Source organism: Massilia sp. ST3 (genome assembly GCF_018119405.1).
Classification (GTDB): domain Bacteria; phylum Pseudomonadota; class Gammaproteobacteria; order Burkholderiales; family Burkholderiaceae_D; genus Telluria.
Genome location: NZ_JAGPWC010000002.1, coordinates 113,065 through 128,734, shown reverse-complemented (window position 1 = coordinate 128,734; position 15,670 = coordinate 113,065). Strand labels below are relative to the sequence as shown.

Below are 15,670 nucleotides of genomic sequence, written 5' to 3'. Positions count from 1 at the left end.
TTCGTTTACCGCCGCTTCACGCCTTCTTCTGCTTGGCGATCCAGCCGTCCACCAGCTCGCCCAGCACGTCCAGCGGCACCGAGCCCGCGCCCAGCACCAGGTCGTGGAAGGCCGGCAGCGAGAACTTGTCGCCCAGTTCCTTGCGCGCCTTCTCGCGCAGTTCGATGATGCGCAGCATGCCGATCATGTAGGCGTTGGCCTGGCCGGGCCAGGCGACGTAGCGCTCCACCTCTTGCGCGCCGATGCCGTAGTCGATGCCCTGCTGGCGGGTCCAGCCCTTGGCGTGCAGGCCGGTGTCGACCACCAGGCGGCGTGCGCGGAACAGTTCCGAACCGAGCGCGCCCAGCAGGCCGGGCACGTCGCCTTCGTACCAGTTCTGCTCCACCGCCAGGCGCTCGGTGTACAGCGCCCAGCCCTCGGCGTGCGCGCTGCCGCCGCTGAAGATGCGCTGACTGCGGAATTTCGGGATGCCGGTCAGTTCCTGCTGGATCGCCAGCTGGAAGTGGTGGCCCGGCACCGCCTCGTGGTAGGACAGGCTGCGCATGCGAATCATGTCGAAGGTCGGACCGCGCATCGGCACCCAGAAGATGCCCGGACGGCTGCCATCCGGCGCCGGCAGGCTGTAGTGGGCGGCCGCCGACGGCTCGGTCAGCGGCGGCTCGCGGCGCACTTCGACCGGCGCACGCGGCTTCAGGTTGAACAGCGAAGCGCTGCGCTTCTCGGCGTCGCGCACCATCTCGGCGTGGCTGGCCAGGATCGCCGGGCGCGGGTCGCCCTCGCCCTTCGGCTGGAAGCGCTGGTCCAGCTCCTTCATGCGGCTTTCGATATTGCCTTCGGTGAGGCCCAGCGAACGCAGGTGCTTGTCCATCTCGCCCTCGATGCGCGCCACTTCGCGCAGGCCGATCTCGTGGATCTGCTCCGGGGTCAGCTTGGTGCTGGTGAAGTTCTCGACCGCGCGGGCATAGGCGGCGGCGCCGTTCGGCAGGCGCGAGATGCCGGCCACGTCGCCGGTACGCGGGTGGATCTCGGCCATGAAGTCCTTCACGCGCGAGTAGGCCGGACGGATCTTCTCTTCGACGATGCGGGTGGCGCGCGCGATCGCGGCGCTGCGTGCCTCGGGGCTCAGGTCCTTCAGCTCGGCCGTGCGCTGCTCGAAGGTGGTGACCAGCACGTTCTGGGCCGCGGCCGGCTTGAGGAAATGGTCCACCTGGAACTGGGCGCGCTCGAGGATGAAGCGCGGCGGGATCAAGCCCTTGGCGGCGGCCGCGCGGCCGCGTGCCAGCGCTTCGTCCATGCGGGTGCCCGCCTGCTCCAGGCGCGCCAGGTAGCTCTCGACGTCCGCCTTGTTGCGCAGCGGATGGGTGTTGGTCAGGAAGTTCACCAGGCTGACCTGCACGCCGCTGAACTGCGAGAAGATGAAGGAGTGGTCCTCGAAAGGCTCGTTGGCGACGGTGTTCTGCAGCGACCAGCGCATCACGGCGGCCGAGACCTTCTGGTTCTCGTCCAGCGGCGCGCCCTTGAACTTGTCCAGGCGCGCCAGGCCCGCCTTCGCCAGCGCGACCACCTTCTGGCGGTGGGCGGCGGTGAGCGGCGTCAGTTCGCGGTCCAGCCTGGCCTGCTCGGCGCCGCTGAAATACTGGGTCATGGTCGCCAGCTGCGGGCTCAGGCGCACCCAGTCCTCGGCGAACTTGTCGGCCCACTGGTCGAAGGCCTTGTGCGGCTTGACGGCACTGGCGGACGCGGTCGATGGCGCCGCCAGGGCGACCGCAGGCAGGACCGCGCCGGCGAGGATGGCGGGAATGAACAGGGCGGCGATGTGGGCGCGCAGGCGGAACGATGGCATCGTGGGGTCTCTCTTCCTTGTCGTTGATCTGATCTGTATGCGGCGCGCATGGCCGCAATTGCCGCCGAGGAATCTAACACGGAAGGGGACAAAGCAACAACGCGGGCTGTTGCCAAGCTGCGTACGTACGCCCCTCGGATGACGGACCCATTTACCCGCCTTGCGTAGGCGCTCCTTGCTACCATGGGCAGACCTGCTCATCGACGGAGACAACATGGCACACAAGCGCGCAATGCCGCGTCTGGCGGTACTGGTTCTCGCATCCGTTCTACAACTGCGTGCCCAGGCGGCGCAAGCCCCTGCCGCGGACATGATACCGACGTCGCTGGCGAAGGAGGTCGTGGGGCGCACGATCGAGCTGGTGGAGGCGAACGCCCTGCCGCCGCGCGATCCCGCCGAGTATGCACAGGCCAAGACCGCGCTGCTTGCCGCCCTTGCCGCAGCCGGCGAGCAGACCGACCGCCGCCTGCTGTTCCAGCATGTCGACGCGCTGCTGGGCACGCTGGACGCGGACCGGCATTCCTTCCTCCGTTCGCCCGTCGTCATTCGTGGGCAGCAGGCGGCGCGGGTCACCGCGCTGGCGACAGCAACGCCGGTGTCCTCGTTCGCCCTGCTCGACACCGCAGGCGGCAAGGTGCTGCACTGGACCCCGCCCCAGAGCATGGGGAGCATGGAGGTCGAGGCGCCCGCCTTCCTGAAACGCTTCATGGCGGATGCCTCGGTGCTGCCGGGGCTGTCCAGCGCCTGCGCCCTGGTAGTCGACCTGAGCGCGCAGCGCGGCGGCAATGCCTGGCCGCCCTTCGCGGCCATGCATCCCCTGCTCAGCGCCGGGAACACCGCGTCCATGGTGGACCGCAAGGGGGTGCGCCAGCGCTACGTCCATCCGCAGACGCTCGAGCAGATCGAGCGGCGCCACGGCGGTGAAGGACAAAATCCGCTGCTGCGCTTCGCCGGCACGCCGCTGGGCGTCGTGGTCGGCGGGCAGACCTCGAGCGCGGGAGAAATGCTGCTGGTGGCCCTGATGGGAGAAGGCGAACGGGTCCGCACCTTCGGCGCCACCTCGCACGGCCTGACGACCGCGAACATGGTCTATCCAATGGCCGACGGCTCGACCCTGGTGCTGTCGGAGCGGCGCTACGCCGTCGGCGATGCGCCCGTGATCCGGGGCGGCATTCCTGTCCAGGTGCCCGCAGCGGAGGGTGCCGCCGTGCGCCAGGCTGCCGAGTGGGCCGCCTCCCAGTCGCCGCTGTGCCGTGCGCCGGCCCAGGCGGCCGCGCCCTGAGCAGCCTTCAGCGCGCGTCCGCCGCGATCGCCAGCACGTCCTGGCGCGCCGGACTCCAGCTGCGCGCCAGGCGCCAGTCGCGCGCCGCGCCTTCGACCACCACCTGCCAGTGGGTGTGCTCCAGCACCGGCAAGGCGGCGGCGAAGCGGCCATTCGCATCCGGCAGCGCTTCCAGCACCAAGTCCTTTTCGGGCTGGGTCGGATGCGCCAGGCGGATGTGGAAAGGCGCCGGCACCGGCTTGCCATGGCTTTCCAGCCGGCCCTCCAGGCGGCCGGCCCGGACGTCGTGGCGCGCGCTGAAACGCAGGCCCAGGCTGCTGGCGACGCGGTCGCGCCGGAGGTCCTGGTTGATGGCCTTGCCCTGCTTGTAGTAGTCGCCCACCACCAGGGCGTCCGGACGGCTGACGGCCAGCCAGGCCGTGATGGCGCCGGCGACCAGCACCAGCACCGGGCCGATCATCAGGAACCACGGCCAGCGGTGCCGGTACCAAGGGGTGGCGTCGCGCCACAAGGGATGGATTGCGGATTGCATGTCTGGCTCCTTCTCACTTCGGCACGATGAACACCGCGTCCTCCGACACCTGCACAGCAGGGTCGCCAACGGCGCTCAAGGTGAAATCGATCCTGTTCGAGCCTGGCGCGGCCGCGCCGCTGCCGATGCGCACCCGCACCGGCACCGCGCGCGTGCTGGCCGCGTCGATCTCGACGATGTCTTCCCCGGCCACCTTGGCCGACGCGATGCCGCTGACGGCGATCTTCAGGCGGCGCGGCGCTTCGCTGGTGTTCATCACCTGCAGCCGGTAGACGTTCTCGATCATGCCGTCCTCCACTTCGCGGCCCATCGAGCCGCGGTCGCGGATCACGTCCAGCTTGAGCGGATTGCGCACGGCGATCGACAGGCTCATGCCGGCCACCAGGGCCGCCAGCACTGCGGCATACACCAGCACGCGCGGACGCAGCATGCGCTTGCGGATAGCGGCGGCGTCCAGCTTGTGCGCCAGGCCGTTCTCGGTCGCGTAGCGGATCAGGCCGCGCGGTTTGCCGACCTTGTCCATGACGCCGTTGCAGGCGTCCACGCAGGCGGCGCAGCCGATGCATTCGTATTGCAGGCCCTTGCGGATGTCGATGCCGGTCGGGCAGACCTGCACGCACATGCTGCAGTCGATGCAGTCCCCTGCCCCTTGCGTCCTGGGGCGTGCGTTGCGCGGTTCGCCGCGGGCGGCGTCATAGGTGACGATCAGGGTGTCCTTGTCGAACATCGCGCTCTGGAAGCGCGCGTAGGGGCACATGTACTTGCACACCTGTTCGCGCAGCCAGCCGGCGTTGCCGTAGGTGGCGAGGCTGTAGAACAGCACCCAGAAGGCTTCCCAGGGGCCGAGCGTCATGCCCAGCAGCTCGAAGCTCAGCTCGCGCACCGGCGTGAAATAGCCGACGAAGGAAAAGCCGGTCCACAGGGCCACCACGCCCCAGGCCAGGTGCTTGCTGCCTTTCTTCGCGATCTTTTCCAGGGTCCAGGGCTGGCGGTCGAGGCGGATGCGGGCGCTGCGCGCGCCTTCGATCTTGCGCTCGATCCAGAGGAAGATCTCGGTGTACACCGTCTGCGGGCAGGCGAAGCCGCACCAGACGCGGCCCGCCACCGCCGTCACCAGGAACAGGCCGTAGGCGCAGACGATCAGGAGCGATGCCAGGTAGATGAAGTCCTGCGGCCAGAACACCAGCCCGAACAGGTAGAACTTGCGGCTGGCCAGGTCGAACAGCACCGCCTGGCGGTCGTTCATCTGGAGCCACGGCAGGCCGTAGAACAGCAGCTGGGTGAGCCACACGCAGGCCCAGCGCAAGGACGCATAGCGGCCCTTGATCTCGCGCGGGTAGATCTCCTCCCGCGCGGCGTACATGTGGATCACGGTTTCCTTCGGCGCGTTCACTTGGCCTCCACCGTCCTGGCCGGGATCTCGTTGGACAGGCCCCACACGTAGGCCGCCAGGACGTGCACCTTCTCTTCGCCGAGGAATTCACCAAAGGCGGGCATGGTATTGGTGCGGCCCTTGCGGATGGTTTCCATTACCGTCTCGGCGCTGCCGCCATACAGCCAGGTCTTGTCGGCCAGGTTGGGCGCGCCCATCATCGGGTTGCCCTTGCCTTCCGCGCCGTGGCAGGCCACGCAGGCGGCGAACTTCGGCTTGCCGAAGGCGACCTTCACCGGGTCGGCGGTTAGGCCGGACAGGTTGCGGACGTAATGCGCCACCGCCTCGACGTCCTTGTCGGCGCCGAGCGCCCCGCCCATGGCCGGCATCATGCCGATGCGGCCGTTCATGATGCTGGCCTTGATGGTGGCCGGTTCGCCGCCGTGCAGCCAGTCGCCGTCGGTCAGGTTCGGAAAACCCTTGTTGCCGCGCGCGTCGGACCCGTGGCACTGGGCGCAGTAGTTCAGGAACAGGCGCTCGCCGATGGCCTGGGCTTGCGGGTCGGCCGCCACCGCCTTCAGGTCCTGTTTGGCGTACTGCGCGAACAGCGGGCCGTAGCCGGCCTTGGCCTGGGCGAGCTCCGCCTGGTACTCGCCCGTCGAATTCCAGCCCAGCTTGCCCGCATAGCTGCCCAGGCCCGGATACAGCACCAGGTAGGCCAGGGCGAACACGATGGTCAGGTAGAACAGCCACATCCACCAGCGCGGCATCGGGGTGTTCAGCTCGGTCAGGTCCTCGTCCCAGACGTGGCCCGTGGTCTCGTACGGCTCGCCCCTGGCGTCCAATTTGACCTTGTGCACCGACTGCGACCACAGCAGGATGCCGCAGCCCAGGATGGACAGCACCGTGATGACGGCGATGTACCAGTGCCAGAAGCCGTTGAAGAAATCAGCCATGCTCTTGCTCCTCGTCGGCGAAGGGCAGCGCGGCCGCCGCGTCGAAATCCTTGTTCTTGTGGAGCACGTAGGTCCAGCCCAGGATGCCCAGGAAGGTCGTGAAGCTGACCACGGTCATCAAGCTGCTCGCGCTGTCGAAAATCTGTTGCAGTGCCATCTCAATTCCTCGTCTTGATCTGGGTGCCCAGGCCTTGCAGGTAGGCGACCAGGGCGTCTTGTTCGGTCTTGCCGGCCAGTTCGCCGGGCGCCGCAGCCACCTCGGCGTCCGAATACGGCACGCCGATCGTCTGCATGGCGCGCATCTTCGGCAAAATCTCGGCCGGGACCAGCTTGTTCTGCGCCAGCCAGGGGTAGCCGGGCATGTTCGATTCCGGCACCACGTCGCGCGGGTTGTCGAGGTGGGTGCGGTGCCATTCGTCGCTGTAGCGCCCGCCCACGCGCGCCAGGTCGGGGCCGGTGCGCTTCGAGCCCCACTGAAAGGGGTGGTCGTAGACGAATTCGCCGGCGACGGAATAGTGGCCGTAGCGCTCGGTCTCGGCGCGGAAGGGCCGGATCATCTGCGAGTGGCAGTTGTAGCAGCCTTCGCGAATGTAGATGTCGCGTCCCGCCAGGCGCAGCGGCGAATATGGCTTCAAGCCAGCCACCGGCTCGGTGGTGGATTTCTGGAAGAACAGCGGCACGATCTCGACCAGGCCGCCGAAGGAGATGACCAGCAGGACCAGTCCGATCAGGAGCCAGGGATTCTTCTCGATCCACTCGTGGGTAAATTTCATGATGGTTCCTTCGTGCTCAAGCGTGGACTGGCTCGCCGGCGTTCGTCGCCAGCTGGGGTTTGTGGGGACCGGTTGGGATGCGCGCATCCACGCTGGCGGTGCCGCGCATGGTCAGCCAGGTGTTATAGGCCATCAGCACCATGCCCGACAGGTAGAGGAAGCCGCCGGTGAAGCGGATCACATAGTAGGGATAGGTGGCCTTGACGCTTTCGGCGAAGGTATAGGTCAGGGTGCCGTCCGGGTTCACCGCGCGCCACATCAGCCCCTGCATCACGCCGGCGATCCACATCGAGGCGATGTACAGGACGATGCCGATGGTGGCGACCCAGAAGTGGGTCTCGACCAGGGCCATGCTGGCCATCTGCTTCTTGCCCGCCAGGCGCGGGATCAGGTAGTAGACCGAGCCCATGGTGATGAAGCCGACCCAGCCCAGGGCGCCCGCATGGACGTGGGCCACGGTCCAGTCCGTGTAGTGCGACAGCGAGTTGATGGTCTTGATCGACATCATCGGGCCCTCGAAGGTGGCCATGCCGTAGAAGGAAAGCGAGACGATCATGAACTTGAGCAGCGGGTCCGAGCGCAGCTTGTGCCAGGCGCCCGACAGGGTCATCATCCCGTTGATCATGCCGCCCCAGGACGGCGCCAGCAGGATCAGCGAGAACACCATGCCGATCGACTGGGTCCAGTCGGGCAGCGCGGTGTAGTGCAGGTGGTGCGGTCCGGCCCACATGTAGGTGAAGATCAGGGCCCAGAAGTGCACGATCGACAGGCGGTAGCTGTACACCGGGCGCTCGGCCTGCTTGGGGATGAAGTAATAGACCATGCCCAGGTAGCCGGCGGTCAGGATGAAGCCCACCGCGTTATGGCCGTACCACCACTGGATCATGGCATCCTGCACGCCCGCGTAGACCGAGTAGGACTTCATGGCGGAGACGGGAATCGCCATGCCGTTCACCACATGCAGGACGGCGACCGCGAGGATGTAGCCGCCGAAGAACCAGTTGGCCACATAGATATGCTTGACCTTGCGCTTGACGATGGTGCCGAAGAAGACCACGGCATAGGCGACCCAGACGACCGTGATCAGGATCGCGATCGGCCATTCGAGCTCGGCGTATTCCTTGCCGCGCGTGAAACCCATCGGCAGCGATATAGCGGCCGAGACCAGCACCGCCTGCCAGCCCCAGAAGGTGAAGGCGGCCAGCTTGTCGGAGAACAGCCGTACCTGGCAGGTGCGCTGGACCACGTAGTAGGAGGTGGCGAACAGGCCGCAGATGCCGAAGGCGAAGATCACCGCGTTGGTGTGCAGTGGACGCAGGCGTCCGTAGCTCAGCCACGGGATGTCGAAGTTCAGCGCGGGCCACGCCAGCTGGGCGGCGATGAAGACGCCGGCGGCCATGCCGATCACGCCCCAGACTACGGTCGCGATGGCAAACTGGCGCACGATCTTGTAGTTATAATTTAGACTGCTGTCCAAGATGCTCTCCTGAAAAATCGTATGGATGACAGTCAGGAGTGTGCTTTTCGGAACCTTAAAAATCCTTGATGTGAATCAAATTGTTCAGCATCGGATGAGGTAAAGAGCGGAGTGTTGTTACCGAGTGAGCAGCGCGTCGTTCCGCAACATCAGTGGCGCCGTTTTGAGATGAATCAAAGTTCCTCGCAGGCGGAGCATCCCCGCTCGGTTTGGGTTTTTCTTCTTTCGCAAGGAAAATCGCTATGCCGCCGCTTTCGCAATCCGTCCACGACGAAATGACCCGGCGCCTGCAGCAGGCGCGCGAATCCACCCTGCGCACCGTCCGTGCGCGCACCGATGCGGCCGAAGGCGAGGCGCCCGCGATCGGGCCGCTGTCGCATGAAGTGCCTGGCGACGACCGCGTCACCGCCGAAATGATCAGCCACGACGAGGAACACTTCGCCGGGCACGAGGCGGCGCTGCTGCACGAGATCGACGTCGCCCTCGGCAAGCTGGAAGCCGGCGGCGCGGGAATCTGCGAATCCTGCGGCTGCGAGATTCCGGAAGCGCGCCTGCTGGCCACGCCGACGGTACGCATGTGCATCGGGTGCCAGGAACAGACCGAGAAGGAGCAGCGCACGGGACGCGGGCCGTCGATGTGACAGCCCCTCGCGACCGATCTCGGGGCGCGGCGATTCATACGTCAACGATCCCCGCGTCGGCGGCGCAGGCGCCGGCGAACCGCATCGTTCACGGTGGAGCCGCCGACCCTACGTCTCTAACTATTTCTACCCGTAAGGGTCGGCGGCTCCGCCGCCGACGCGTTCACCCGGCGCCCGCGCGACATTACACACGCCAATCATCACCGCCTCTGCGGGAAATCAGCCCACCCTACTCGTCATCGCGCAGGATGCGCAGCGCCGGCCCTTCGAGATCGTCGAACTGCCCGCTCTCGGCCGCGCCGAAGAACACCCACACCGCCAGCGCCACCAGGCAGATACTCAGCGGTATCAGCAAATACAGGGCTTCCATGTCAATCCTTCCGCAGCCGCAAGGCGTTGAGCACCACCAGCGCCGAGCTGGCCGCCATGCCGATGCCCGACATCCAGGGGTTGAGCAACCCCGACGCCGCCGCCGGAATCGCCACCAGGTTGTACACCGAGGCCCAGATCAGGTTCTGGCGGATCACCGCCAGCGTGCGCCGTGCGGTGTCGGCCGCGTCGGCCAGCGGCACCAGGCCGTCGCCCAGCAGCACGCCGTCCGCATGCAGCTGGGCCAGCTCGGCTCCGCGTCCCATGGCGAAGGAGACGTCGGCTCCGCGCAGCACCGCCGCGTCGTTGATGCCGTCGCCCACCATCGCCACCACGGCGCCCTGGGCCTGCAAGGTGCGCACGTAGGCCAGCTTCTCGTCCGGCAGCCGGCCGCCCAGCGCGGTGGCGATGCCGAGCTGGCCGGCCACGGCCTGGGCCGCGCGCTGTTCGTCGCCGCTGAGCAGGACCACGGTCTTGCCGCCGTCCTTGAAGCGCTGCACCACCGCCGCCGCTTCCGGCCGCAGTCCGTCCGACAGGTCGAAGCGCGCCAGCCACCCGCCTTCGGTGCCCAGCCACACCGAGGTGGTGCCGGTGGGCGCCGCCGAGCGCGCCACGCCGCTCGCTATCCCTTCCACGAAGGCGGCGCTGCCCAGCCGGTACAGGCGCCCGTTGATGCGGCCCTCGACGCCCTGCCCCACCACGTAGCGGATCCGCTCGGCCACGCCGATGGCGCGCCCGCTGGCTTCGCGGATCGCCTGGGCGATCGGGTGCGGGTTGTCGGCTTCCAGCGCGGCCGCGATGCGCACGCAGGCCTCGACCGACTGCGCGCTCACCGGCACCGCCTGGCGCAGCACCGGCCGCCCCAGGGTCAGGGTGCCGGTCTTGTCGAACACGATGTGGGTGGCGCGTTCGAAGGTTTCCAGGGTATGCGGCTTGACCGCCAGGACGCCGTGGCGCAGCAGGCGGTCGGTGGCGGCCGCCAGCGCGGTCGGCGTGGCCAGCGACAGCGCGCAGGGGCAGGTCACGACCAGCACCGCCACCGCGGCCTGCCAGGCGCGCGCCGGCTCGACCGCCTGCCAGGCGAAGAACACCGCGGCGGTCAGGAACAGCAGCCCCACCACCGACCACGCGGCCACGCGGTCGGCCCATAGCGCCAGCGCCGGCTTGCCCTGCCCGGCCTTCTCGACCAGGCGCACCAGCATCGCCAGGGTGCTGTCGGTCGCGGTCGAAGTCACGCGCAGCACGATGGTCTGGGCGGCGTTGACGGCGCCGCCGGGCAGGCTTTCTCCCTTTGTCCTGCGCTGGGTGCGGCTTTCGCCGGTCAGCAGGGCCAGGTCGACCTCGGTGTCGCCATCGACGATCACGCCGTCGGCCGGAATCGCCTGGCCGGCCTTGACCAGCACCAGGTCGCCCACCCGCAGCGCGCCGGCGGCCACCAGTTCGGACTCGCGCGCGGCCGGGTCGCCGCGCAGGCGCAGCGCCGACGCCGGCACGCCCTGCTGCAGGCGCTCCAGCGCGCTGGCCGCCTTGCGGCGCGCGCCCAGCTCCAGGTAGCGGCTGCCCAGCAACAGGAACACGAACATCGTCACCGAATCGAAATACACCTCGCCGCGCCCGGTGAGCAGGGCCGCGCAGCTGCCGGCGAAGGCGGCGGCGATGCCCAGCGCCACCGGCACGTCCATGCCCGGCAGCCCGCGGCGCAGGTCCTGCCAGGCGCCGGCGAAGAAGGGCTGGGCCGAGTACAGCACCGCGGGCAGGGTCAGGAGCAGCGAGGCCCAGTGCATCAGGCGCGTCATGTCGCCGTCCATCGTCCCGTCGCTGGCCAGGTAGACCGGCACCGCGTACATCATCACCTGCATCATGGACAGGCCGGCCACGAACAGCTGGCGGAACAGCTTCTTGCGGGCCCGCTCGAGCTGCTCGCCATGCTGCTTCGCATCGTAGGGATAGGCGCTGTAGCCGATCGCGCGCAGGGTGCGCAGGATGATGCTGGGGCGGCACAGGGCCGGATCCCAGCGCATGTGCAGGCGCTCCGTGGCCACGTTCAAGGCCGCTTCCTGCACGCCGGGCAGCTGGCCCAGGCGGCGCTCGATCAGCCACACGCAGGCGGCGCAGCGCATGCCTTCCACCGCGAAGGTGGCCTCGCCCTCGCAGCCGGGAACGTCGTACAGCAGCAGCTCGGGCGCGTCCACCGCGTGGGCGGCCAGGTCGACCTGGGCCGCGTACTCGGTGCGGGTGGCGTAGTAGTCGGCAAAGCCGCCGTCGACGATGGCCTGGGCCGCCGCCGCGCAGCCGGGACAGCACATGGGGCGCGCCGCGCCGTCCACCACGGCCTGCCAGCGGCTCTCGTGCGGCACCGGCAGGCCGCAGTGGAAGCAGCCGTCCATGGCGGCCGCGCCGACGGACGCCGCGGGCGCCGCGGGAGCCGTCGCAGCTTGCCGGCCGCGCCCCTGGGCCAGGATGTCGGCCAGCACCGCACTCATGCCGCGCTCCCGGCGCCGATGCACACCAGGTGCACCCAGCTGTCGGGCAAGCCGCCGGCGGCGCGCGCCAGGCCGGCCAGGCCGAAGGCGGCGATCACCAGGCCGCAGGCCAGGCGCACGCGGGGCGCTTGCAGCCGCGCCCGCAGGCGCTGGCCGGCCAGGCCGAGCATCGCCAGCATCGGCAGGGTGCCCAGGCCGAAGGCTAGCATCACCGCCGCCCCGTTCACCGCAGAGCCGGACAGCATGGCCGTCGCCAGCACGCTATAGACCATTCCGCAGGGCAGCCAGCCCCACAGGGCGCCGGCCGCCAGCATCCGGCCCGGCGTGGACGGCGGGCCGACGCGGCGCAGCAGCGGGCGCACGTGGCGCCACAGCGCCTGGCCGCCCTGCTCCAGCCGCGCCAGGCCGCGCCAGGCGTCCATCAGGAACAGGCCGAGCGCCACCAGCATCAGGTTCGCGGCCCAGTAGGCAGCTTCCTGCAAGGCCGGCAGCGCAGCGAACCTGGCCGCTCCCGCCGCGGCGCCGCCGGCCAGCGCGCCGGCCGCCATGTAGCTCGCGATGCGCCCCGTGTTGTAGGCGGCCACGCCCGCGGCCGGCGCCAGGGTCACGGTCCGCACCGGCACCGGGAAGGCCGGACGCGCCGGTTGCGGGGCGGCGCCGCCGACCGACAGCGCGCCGACGATGCCGCCGCACATGCCGGCGCAATGGACGCTGCCGAACAGGCCGACCAGGAACACGGGGAACAGGGCGAGTCCGTGCATGGATGTCCTCAGATGGTTTGCGAATGGCGCGGGCCGGTGCGCTCCGCCAGGTAGCGGTCGAACACCATGCACACGTTGCGGATCAGGAGGCGCCCCTTCATGCTGACGCTGATCCATTCCGGACCCAGGGTAAGCAAGCCGTCGCGCTCGAGCTGGCGCAGCTGGGCCAGCTCGTTGGCGAAGTACTGCCCGAACACGATGGGAAAGGCCTGCTCGATGGCCGCCACGGACAGCTCGAACTGGCACATCAGCTTCTGGATGATGGCGCGGCGCAGCAGGTCGTCCATCGACAGGCGGACGCCGCGCGCCACCGGCAGCTCGTTGGCGTCGATCGCGTCGTAGTATTCGTCGAGCGTCTTGACGTTCTGGCTATAGGTGGCCCCCACCGCGCTGATGCTCGACACGCCGCAGGACACCAGGTCGGCGTCGGCGTGGGTCGAGTAGCCCTGGAAGTTGCGGTGCAGGCGGCCCTGGCGCTGGGCCACGGCCAGGTCGTCGTCCGGCTTGGCGAAATGGTCCATCCCGATGTAGACGTAGCCGGCCGCACCCAGGCGCTCGATGCACAGCTGGAGCATGCGCAGCTTGGTGTCGCTGTCCGGCATGTCGGCGGCCTGGATGCGGCGCTGCGGCTTGAACAAATGGGGCATGTGGGCGTAGTGGTAGACCGAGATCCTGTCCGGGTCGGCGGCCACCACCTTGTCCAGCGTTTGGCGCATGCTGTCCAGGGTCTGCTTCGGCAGGCCGTAGATCAGGTCGATGCTCACCGAGCGAAAACCCGCGGCGCGCGCGGCGTCGATCACGGCGCGGGTCTCGTGCTCGGGCTGGACGCGGTTGACGGCCATCTGCACCTCGGGGTCGAAGTCCTGCACGCCCAGGCTGATGCGGTTGAAGCCCTGGCGCCGCAGGTTGTGCACGCGCTCGGCCGTCACGGTGCGCGGATCGACCTCGATCGAGTACTCGCCCACGGCGTCGGCTGCGAAGCGGAAGCTGCGGCGCAGGTGGGCCATCAGGTCGCCCATCTGCTCGTCGGACAGGTAGGTCGGCGTGCCGCCGCCGAAGTGAAGCTGCTCGACCTCGTTCATGCCGGCGAACAGCAGGCCCTGCATCTCGACCTCGCGCTTCAGGTAGGACAGGTAGAGCGCGGCCTTGTCGCGGCGCCTGGTGACGATCTTGTTGCAGGCGCAGTAATAGCACACGGTGTCGCAGAATGGGATGTGCAGGTAGAGCGAGAGCGGACGCTTGCCGCCGCGGGTGCGCACGCCGGCGACGGCGTGCAGGTAGTCGCGGTAGCCGAATTCCGCATCGAAGCGGTCGGCCGTCGGGTAGGAGGTATAGCGCGGGCCGGACTTGCCGAGCCGGCCCAGCAGGCCGGCGTCGAACTCGACACTGGGGGTGAACACGAGGGGCGCCGGGGCGGCGGGGAAAGAGGCGTTTGACGCAAGCGCTTCAACGAGCATGACAATGAACTCCAGCTGCTGGCCGCTTTGCGGAAATGCAAAGCGACACGATGAGCTTTCAGTTTATTGATCTGCCTCGGCCAAATCCTTGACTTGCATCAAATATGGCCGAGTTCGCCTTGCGGCCCCGGCCGCCGGGCTCTTCCGCCCCCCGCTGAACTGGAAAACCGACAGGGCTTGCACCAGCTGCGCCGCCTCCTCGGCCACGTTGCCGGAGGCTGCGGCGGACTCTTCCACCAGGGTGGCGTTCTGGCGCGTGATGGCGTCCAGCTGGGCCATGGCGGCGTTCACCTGGGCGATGCCCTCGCCCTGCTCGCGGCTGGCGGCCGTGATCGCGTGCATGATGTCGGCCGCTTCGCGCACCGAGACAACCACTTCGCGCATGGTCTGGCCGGCGTCGCCCACCAGGGCGTCGCCCTGCTCCACGTGCCGGCCGGAGGTGTCGATCAGGGCCTTGATTTCCTTGGCCGCGGCGGCCGAGCGCTGCGCCAGGCTGCGCACCTCGCCCGCGACCACGGCGAAGCCGCGCCCCTGCTCGCCGGCGCGGGCCGCTTCCACCGCCGCGTTCAGGGCCAGGATATTGGTCTGGAAGGCGATGCCGTCGATCAGGCCGATGATGTCGGCGATGCGGGCCGAGGACTGGCTGATCAGGCCCATGGTGTCGCCCACCCGCTTGATGGCGTCGCCGCCGCGCTCGGCCACGGCCGAGGCGCCCACCACCAGGGCGTCGGCGCGCACCGCGTTGTCGGTGTTATGGCCTGCGGCCGCGGCGATCTGGCCCAGGCTGCCCGCGGTCTGCTCCAGGCTTGCCGCCTGGGCCTCGGTGCGGCCCGCCAGGTCGCTGTTGCCGGCGGCGATGGCGCGGGTGGCCTGCTCGATCGAGCCGACATTGCGGCGCACGTCGCCGACGATGGCCTTCAGGTTGATGTTCAGCTGGCGCAGGGCCAGCTGCAGCCGCCCGATCTCGCCGCGGCCGTCCGCTTCCACAACAGTCGCGAGATCGCCGCCCGCCAGCGCGTAGACGGCGCCCGTCGCTTCGCCCAGCGGACGCGCGATGCTGCGGTGCAGGTCGGCCCAGGCCGCCAGGGTGGCCACGGTGCCCAGGGCCGCCAGCACTTGCCAGGGCGTGCTGGCGGAGGTCGCGCCCAGCCCGGCCATCAGCGCAGCCTGGGCCGACATCATCAGCCCCAGGCGGCGGGTCAGGGGCAGCTCGCGCAGGCCCGCCAGGCGCAGGCGCCAGCCGCCGCGGACGGCCCGGCCGCGCAGGATTACCAGTTCGGGCGCTTCGCCGCTGCGGATCTTGCGGTAGAGCTCTTCGGCGGCGCGCACCTGCTCGCGCGTCGGCGCGGTGCGCACCGACATGTAGCCGGTGAGCTGGCCGTCTTCCTTGACCGGCACCACGTTCGCCACAACCCAGTAGAAGTCGCCGTTCTTGCGGCGGTTCTTGACCATGCCGGTCCATGGCTCGCCCGCCTGCAGGGTCCGCCACAGGTCGGCGAAGGCCTGCGGCGGCATGTCCGGATGGCGCACCACGTTGTGGGCCTTGCCGAGCAGCTCGGACGCGTCGAAGCCGCTGACTTCGACAAAGCTCGGGTTGACGTAGGTGATACGGCCCCTGGTGTCGGTCTTCGACACGATGGACTGGCCTTCCTTCAACAGGTACTCGATACCGGTGACCGGCTGGTTATTGCGCACGACGCTCTCCTTGTGTTGCTTTACAGCAA

General features: G+C 68.8%; 14 protein-coding genes. 2 read left to right on the top strand and 12 right to left on the bottom strand.

Features of this window, described 5'->3' with window-relative positions:
• Positions 1-16: 16 nt before the first annotated feature.
• Positions 17-1,843: a DUF885 family protein gene (locus KBW98_RS01395; protein ID WP_211518294.1), complete on the bottom strand. Its 1,827-nt coding sequence runs from the start codon at positions 1,841-1,843 to the stop codon at positions 17-19.
• 310 nt (positions 1,844-2,153) lie between these two features.
• Here KBW98_RS01395 and KBW98_RS01390 point away from each other — a divergent pair, with 310 nt between their 5' ends.
• On the top strand, positions 2,154-3,125 hold the full coding sequence (locus KBW98_RS01390; RefSeq protein WP_211518293.1) for a S41 family peptidase: 972 nt from the start codon (positions 2,154-2,156) through the stop codon (positions 3,123-3,125).
• Between the two features lie 7 nt (positions 3,126-3,132).
• Here KBW98_RS01390 and KBW98_RS01385 read toward each other — a convergent pair whose 3' ends face one another.
• The 6 genes from KBW98_RS01385 to ccoN are packed head-to-tail and all read right to left on the bottom strand — an operon-like array spanning position 3,133 to position 8,235.
• On the bottom strand, positions 3,133-3,657 hold the full coding sequence (locus tag KBW98_RS01385) for a FixH family protein (protein ID WP_211518292.1): 525 nt from the start codon (positions 3,655-3,657) through the stop codon (positions 3,133-3,135).
• Positions 3,658-3,670: 13 nt separating this feature from the next.
• Positions 3,671-5,050: a cytochrome c oxidase accessory protein CcoG gene (gene ccoG / locus KBW98_RS01380; protein ID WP_373888882.1), complete on the bottom strand. Its 1,380-nt coding sequence runs from the start codon at positions 5,048-5,050 to the stop codon at positions 3,671-3,673.
• Entirely contained in the window at positions 5,047-5,985 is a 939-nt protein-coding gene (ccoP, locus tag KBW98_RS01375; protein ID WP_211518291.1) for a cytochrome-c oxidase, cbb3-type subunit III, read from the bottom strand. The genes ccoG and ccoP overlap by 4 nt, the downstream gene beginning before the upstream one ends.
• Entirely contained in the window at positions 5,978-6,142 is a 165-nt protein-coding gene (locus tag KBW98_RS01370; protein WP_211518290.1) for a cbb3-type cytochrome c oxidase subunit 3, read from the bottom strand. The genes ccoP and KBW98_RS01370 overlap by 8 nt, the downstream gene beginning before the upstream one ends.
• Position 6,143: 1 nt before the next feature.
• Complete coding sequence (ccoO, locus tag KBW98_RS01365) at positions 6,144-6,758, bottom strand: cytochrome-c oxidase, cbb3-type subunit II (protein WP_211518289.1); 615 nt, start codon at positions 6,756-6,758, stop codon at positions 6,144-6,146.
• A 16-nt stretch (positions 6,759-6,774) separates the two neighbouring features.
• A complete protein-coding gene (gene ccoN, locus KBW98_RS01360; protein WP_211518288.1) occupies positions 6,775-8,235 on the bottom strand; it encodes a cytochrome-c oxidase, cbb3-type subunit I in 1,461 nt (486 codons plus the stop codon).
• Between the two features lie 242 nt (positions 8,236-8,477).
• Here ccoN and KBW98_RS01355 point away from each other — a divergent pair, with 242 nt between their 5' ends.
• Positions 8,478-8,876, top strand: coding sequence for a TraR/DksA family transcriptional regulator (locus tag KBW98_RS01355; protein ID WP_229428906.1), 399 nt, complete (start codon positions 8,478-8,480; stop codon positions 8,874-8,876).
• A gap of 229 nt (positions 8,877-9,105) precedes the next feature.
• Here the strand turns inward: KBW98_RS01355 and ccoS are convergent, their stop codons facing one another.
• From ccoS to KBW98_RS01330, 5 genes are all read right to left on the bottom strand, one after another.
• Entirely contained in the window at positions 9,106-9,246 is a 141-nt protein-coding gene (ccoS, locus tag KBW98_RS01350; protein WP_211518287.1) for a cbb3-type cytochrome oxidase assembly protein CcoS, read from the bottom strand.
• Position 9,247: 1 nt separating this feature from the next.
• Entirely contained in the window at positions 9,248-11,728 is a 2,481-nt protein-coding gene (locus KBW98_RS01345; protein WP_211518286.1) for a heavy metal translocating P-type ATPase, read from the bottom strand.
• A complete protein-coding gene (locus tag KBW98_RS01340) occupies positions 11,725-12,489 on the bottom strand; it encodes a sulfite exporter TauE/SafE family protein (RefSeq protein WP_211518285.1) in 765 nt (254 codons plus the stop codon). Before KBW98_RS01340 ends, KBW98_RS01345 begins: the two co-directional genes overlap by 4 nt.
• An 8-nt stretch (positions 12,490-12,497) precedes the next feature.
• Entirely contained in the window at positions 12,498-13,946 is a 1,449-nt protein-coding gene (gene hemN, locus KBW98_RS01335; RefSeq protein WP_211518284.1) for an oxygen-independent coproporphyrinogen III oxidase, read from the bottom strand.
• Positions 13,947-14,009: 63 nt separating this feature from the next.
• The gene (locus KBW98_RS01330) at positions 14,010-15,641 is read right to left on the bottom strand and encodes a PAS domain-containing methyl-accepting chemotaxis protein (protein ID WP_211518283.1); all 1,632 of its coding nucleotides are present in this window, start codon (positions 15,639-15,641) and stop codon (positions 14,010-14,012) included.
• Positions 15,642-15,670 lie beyond the last annotated feature (29 nt).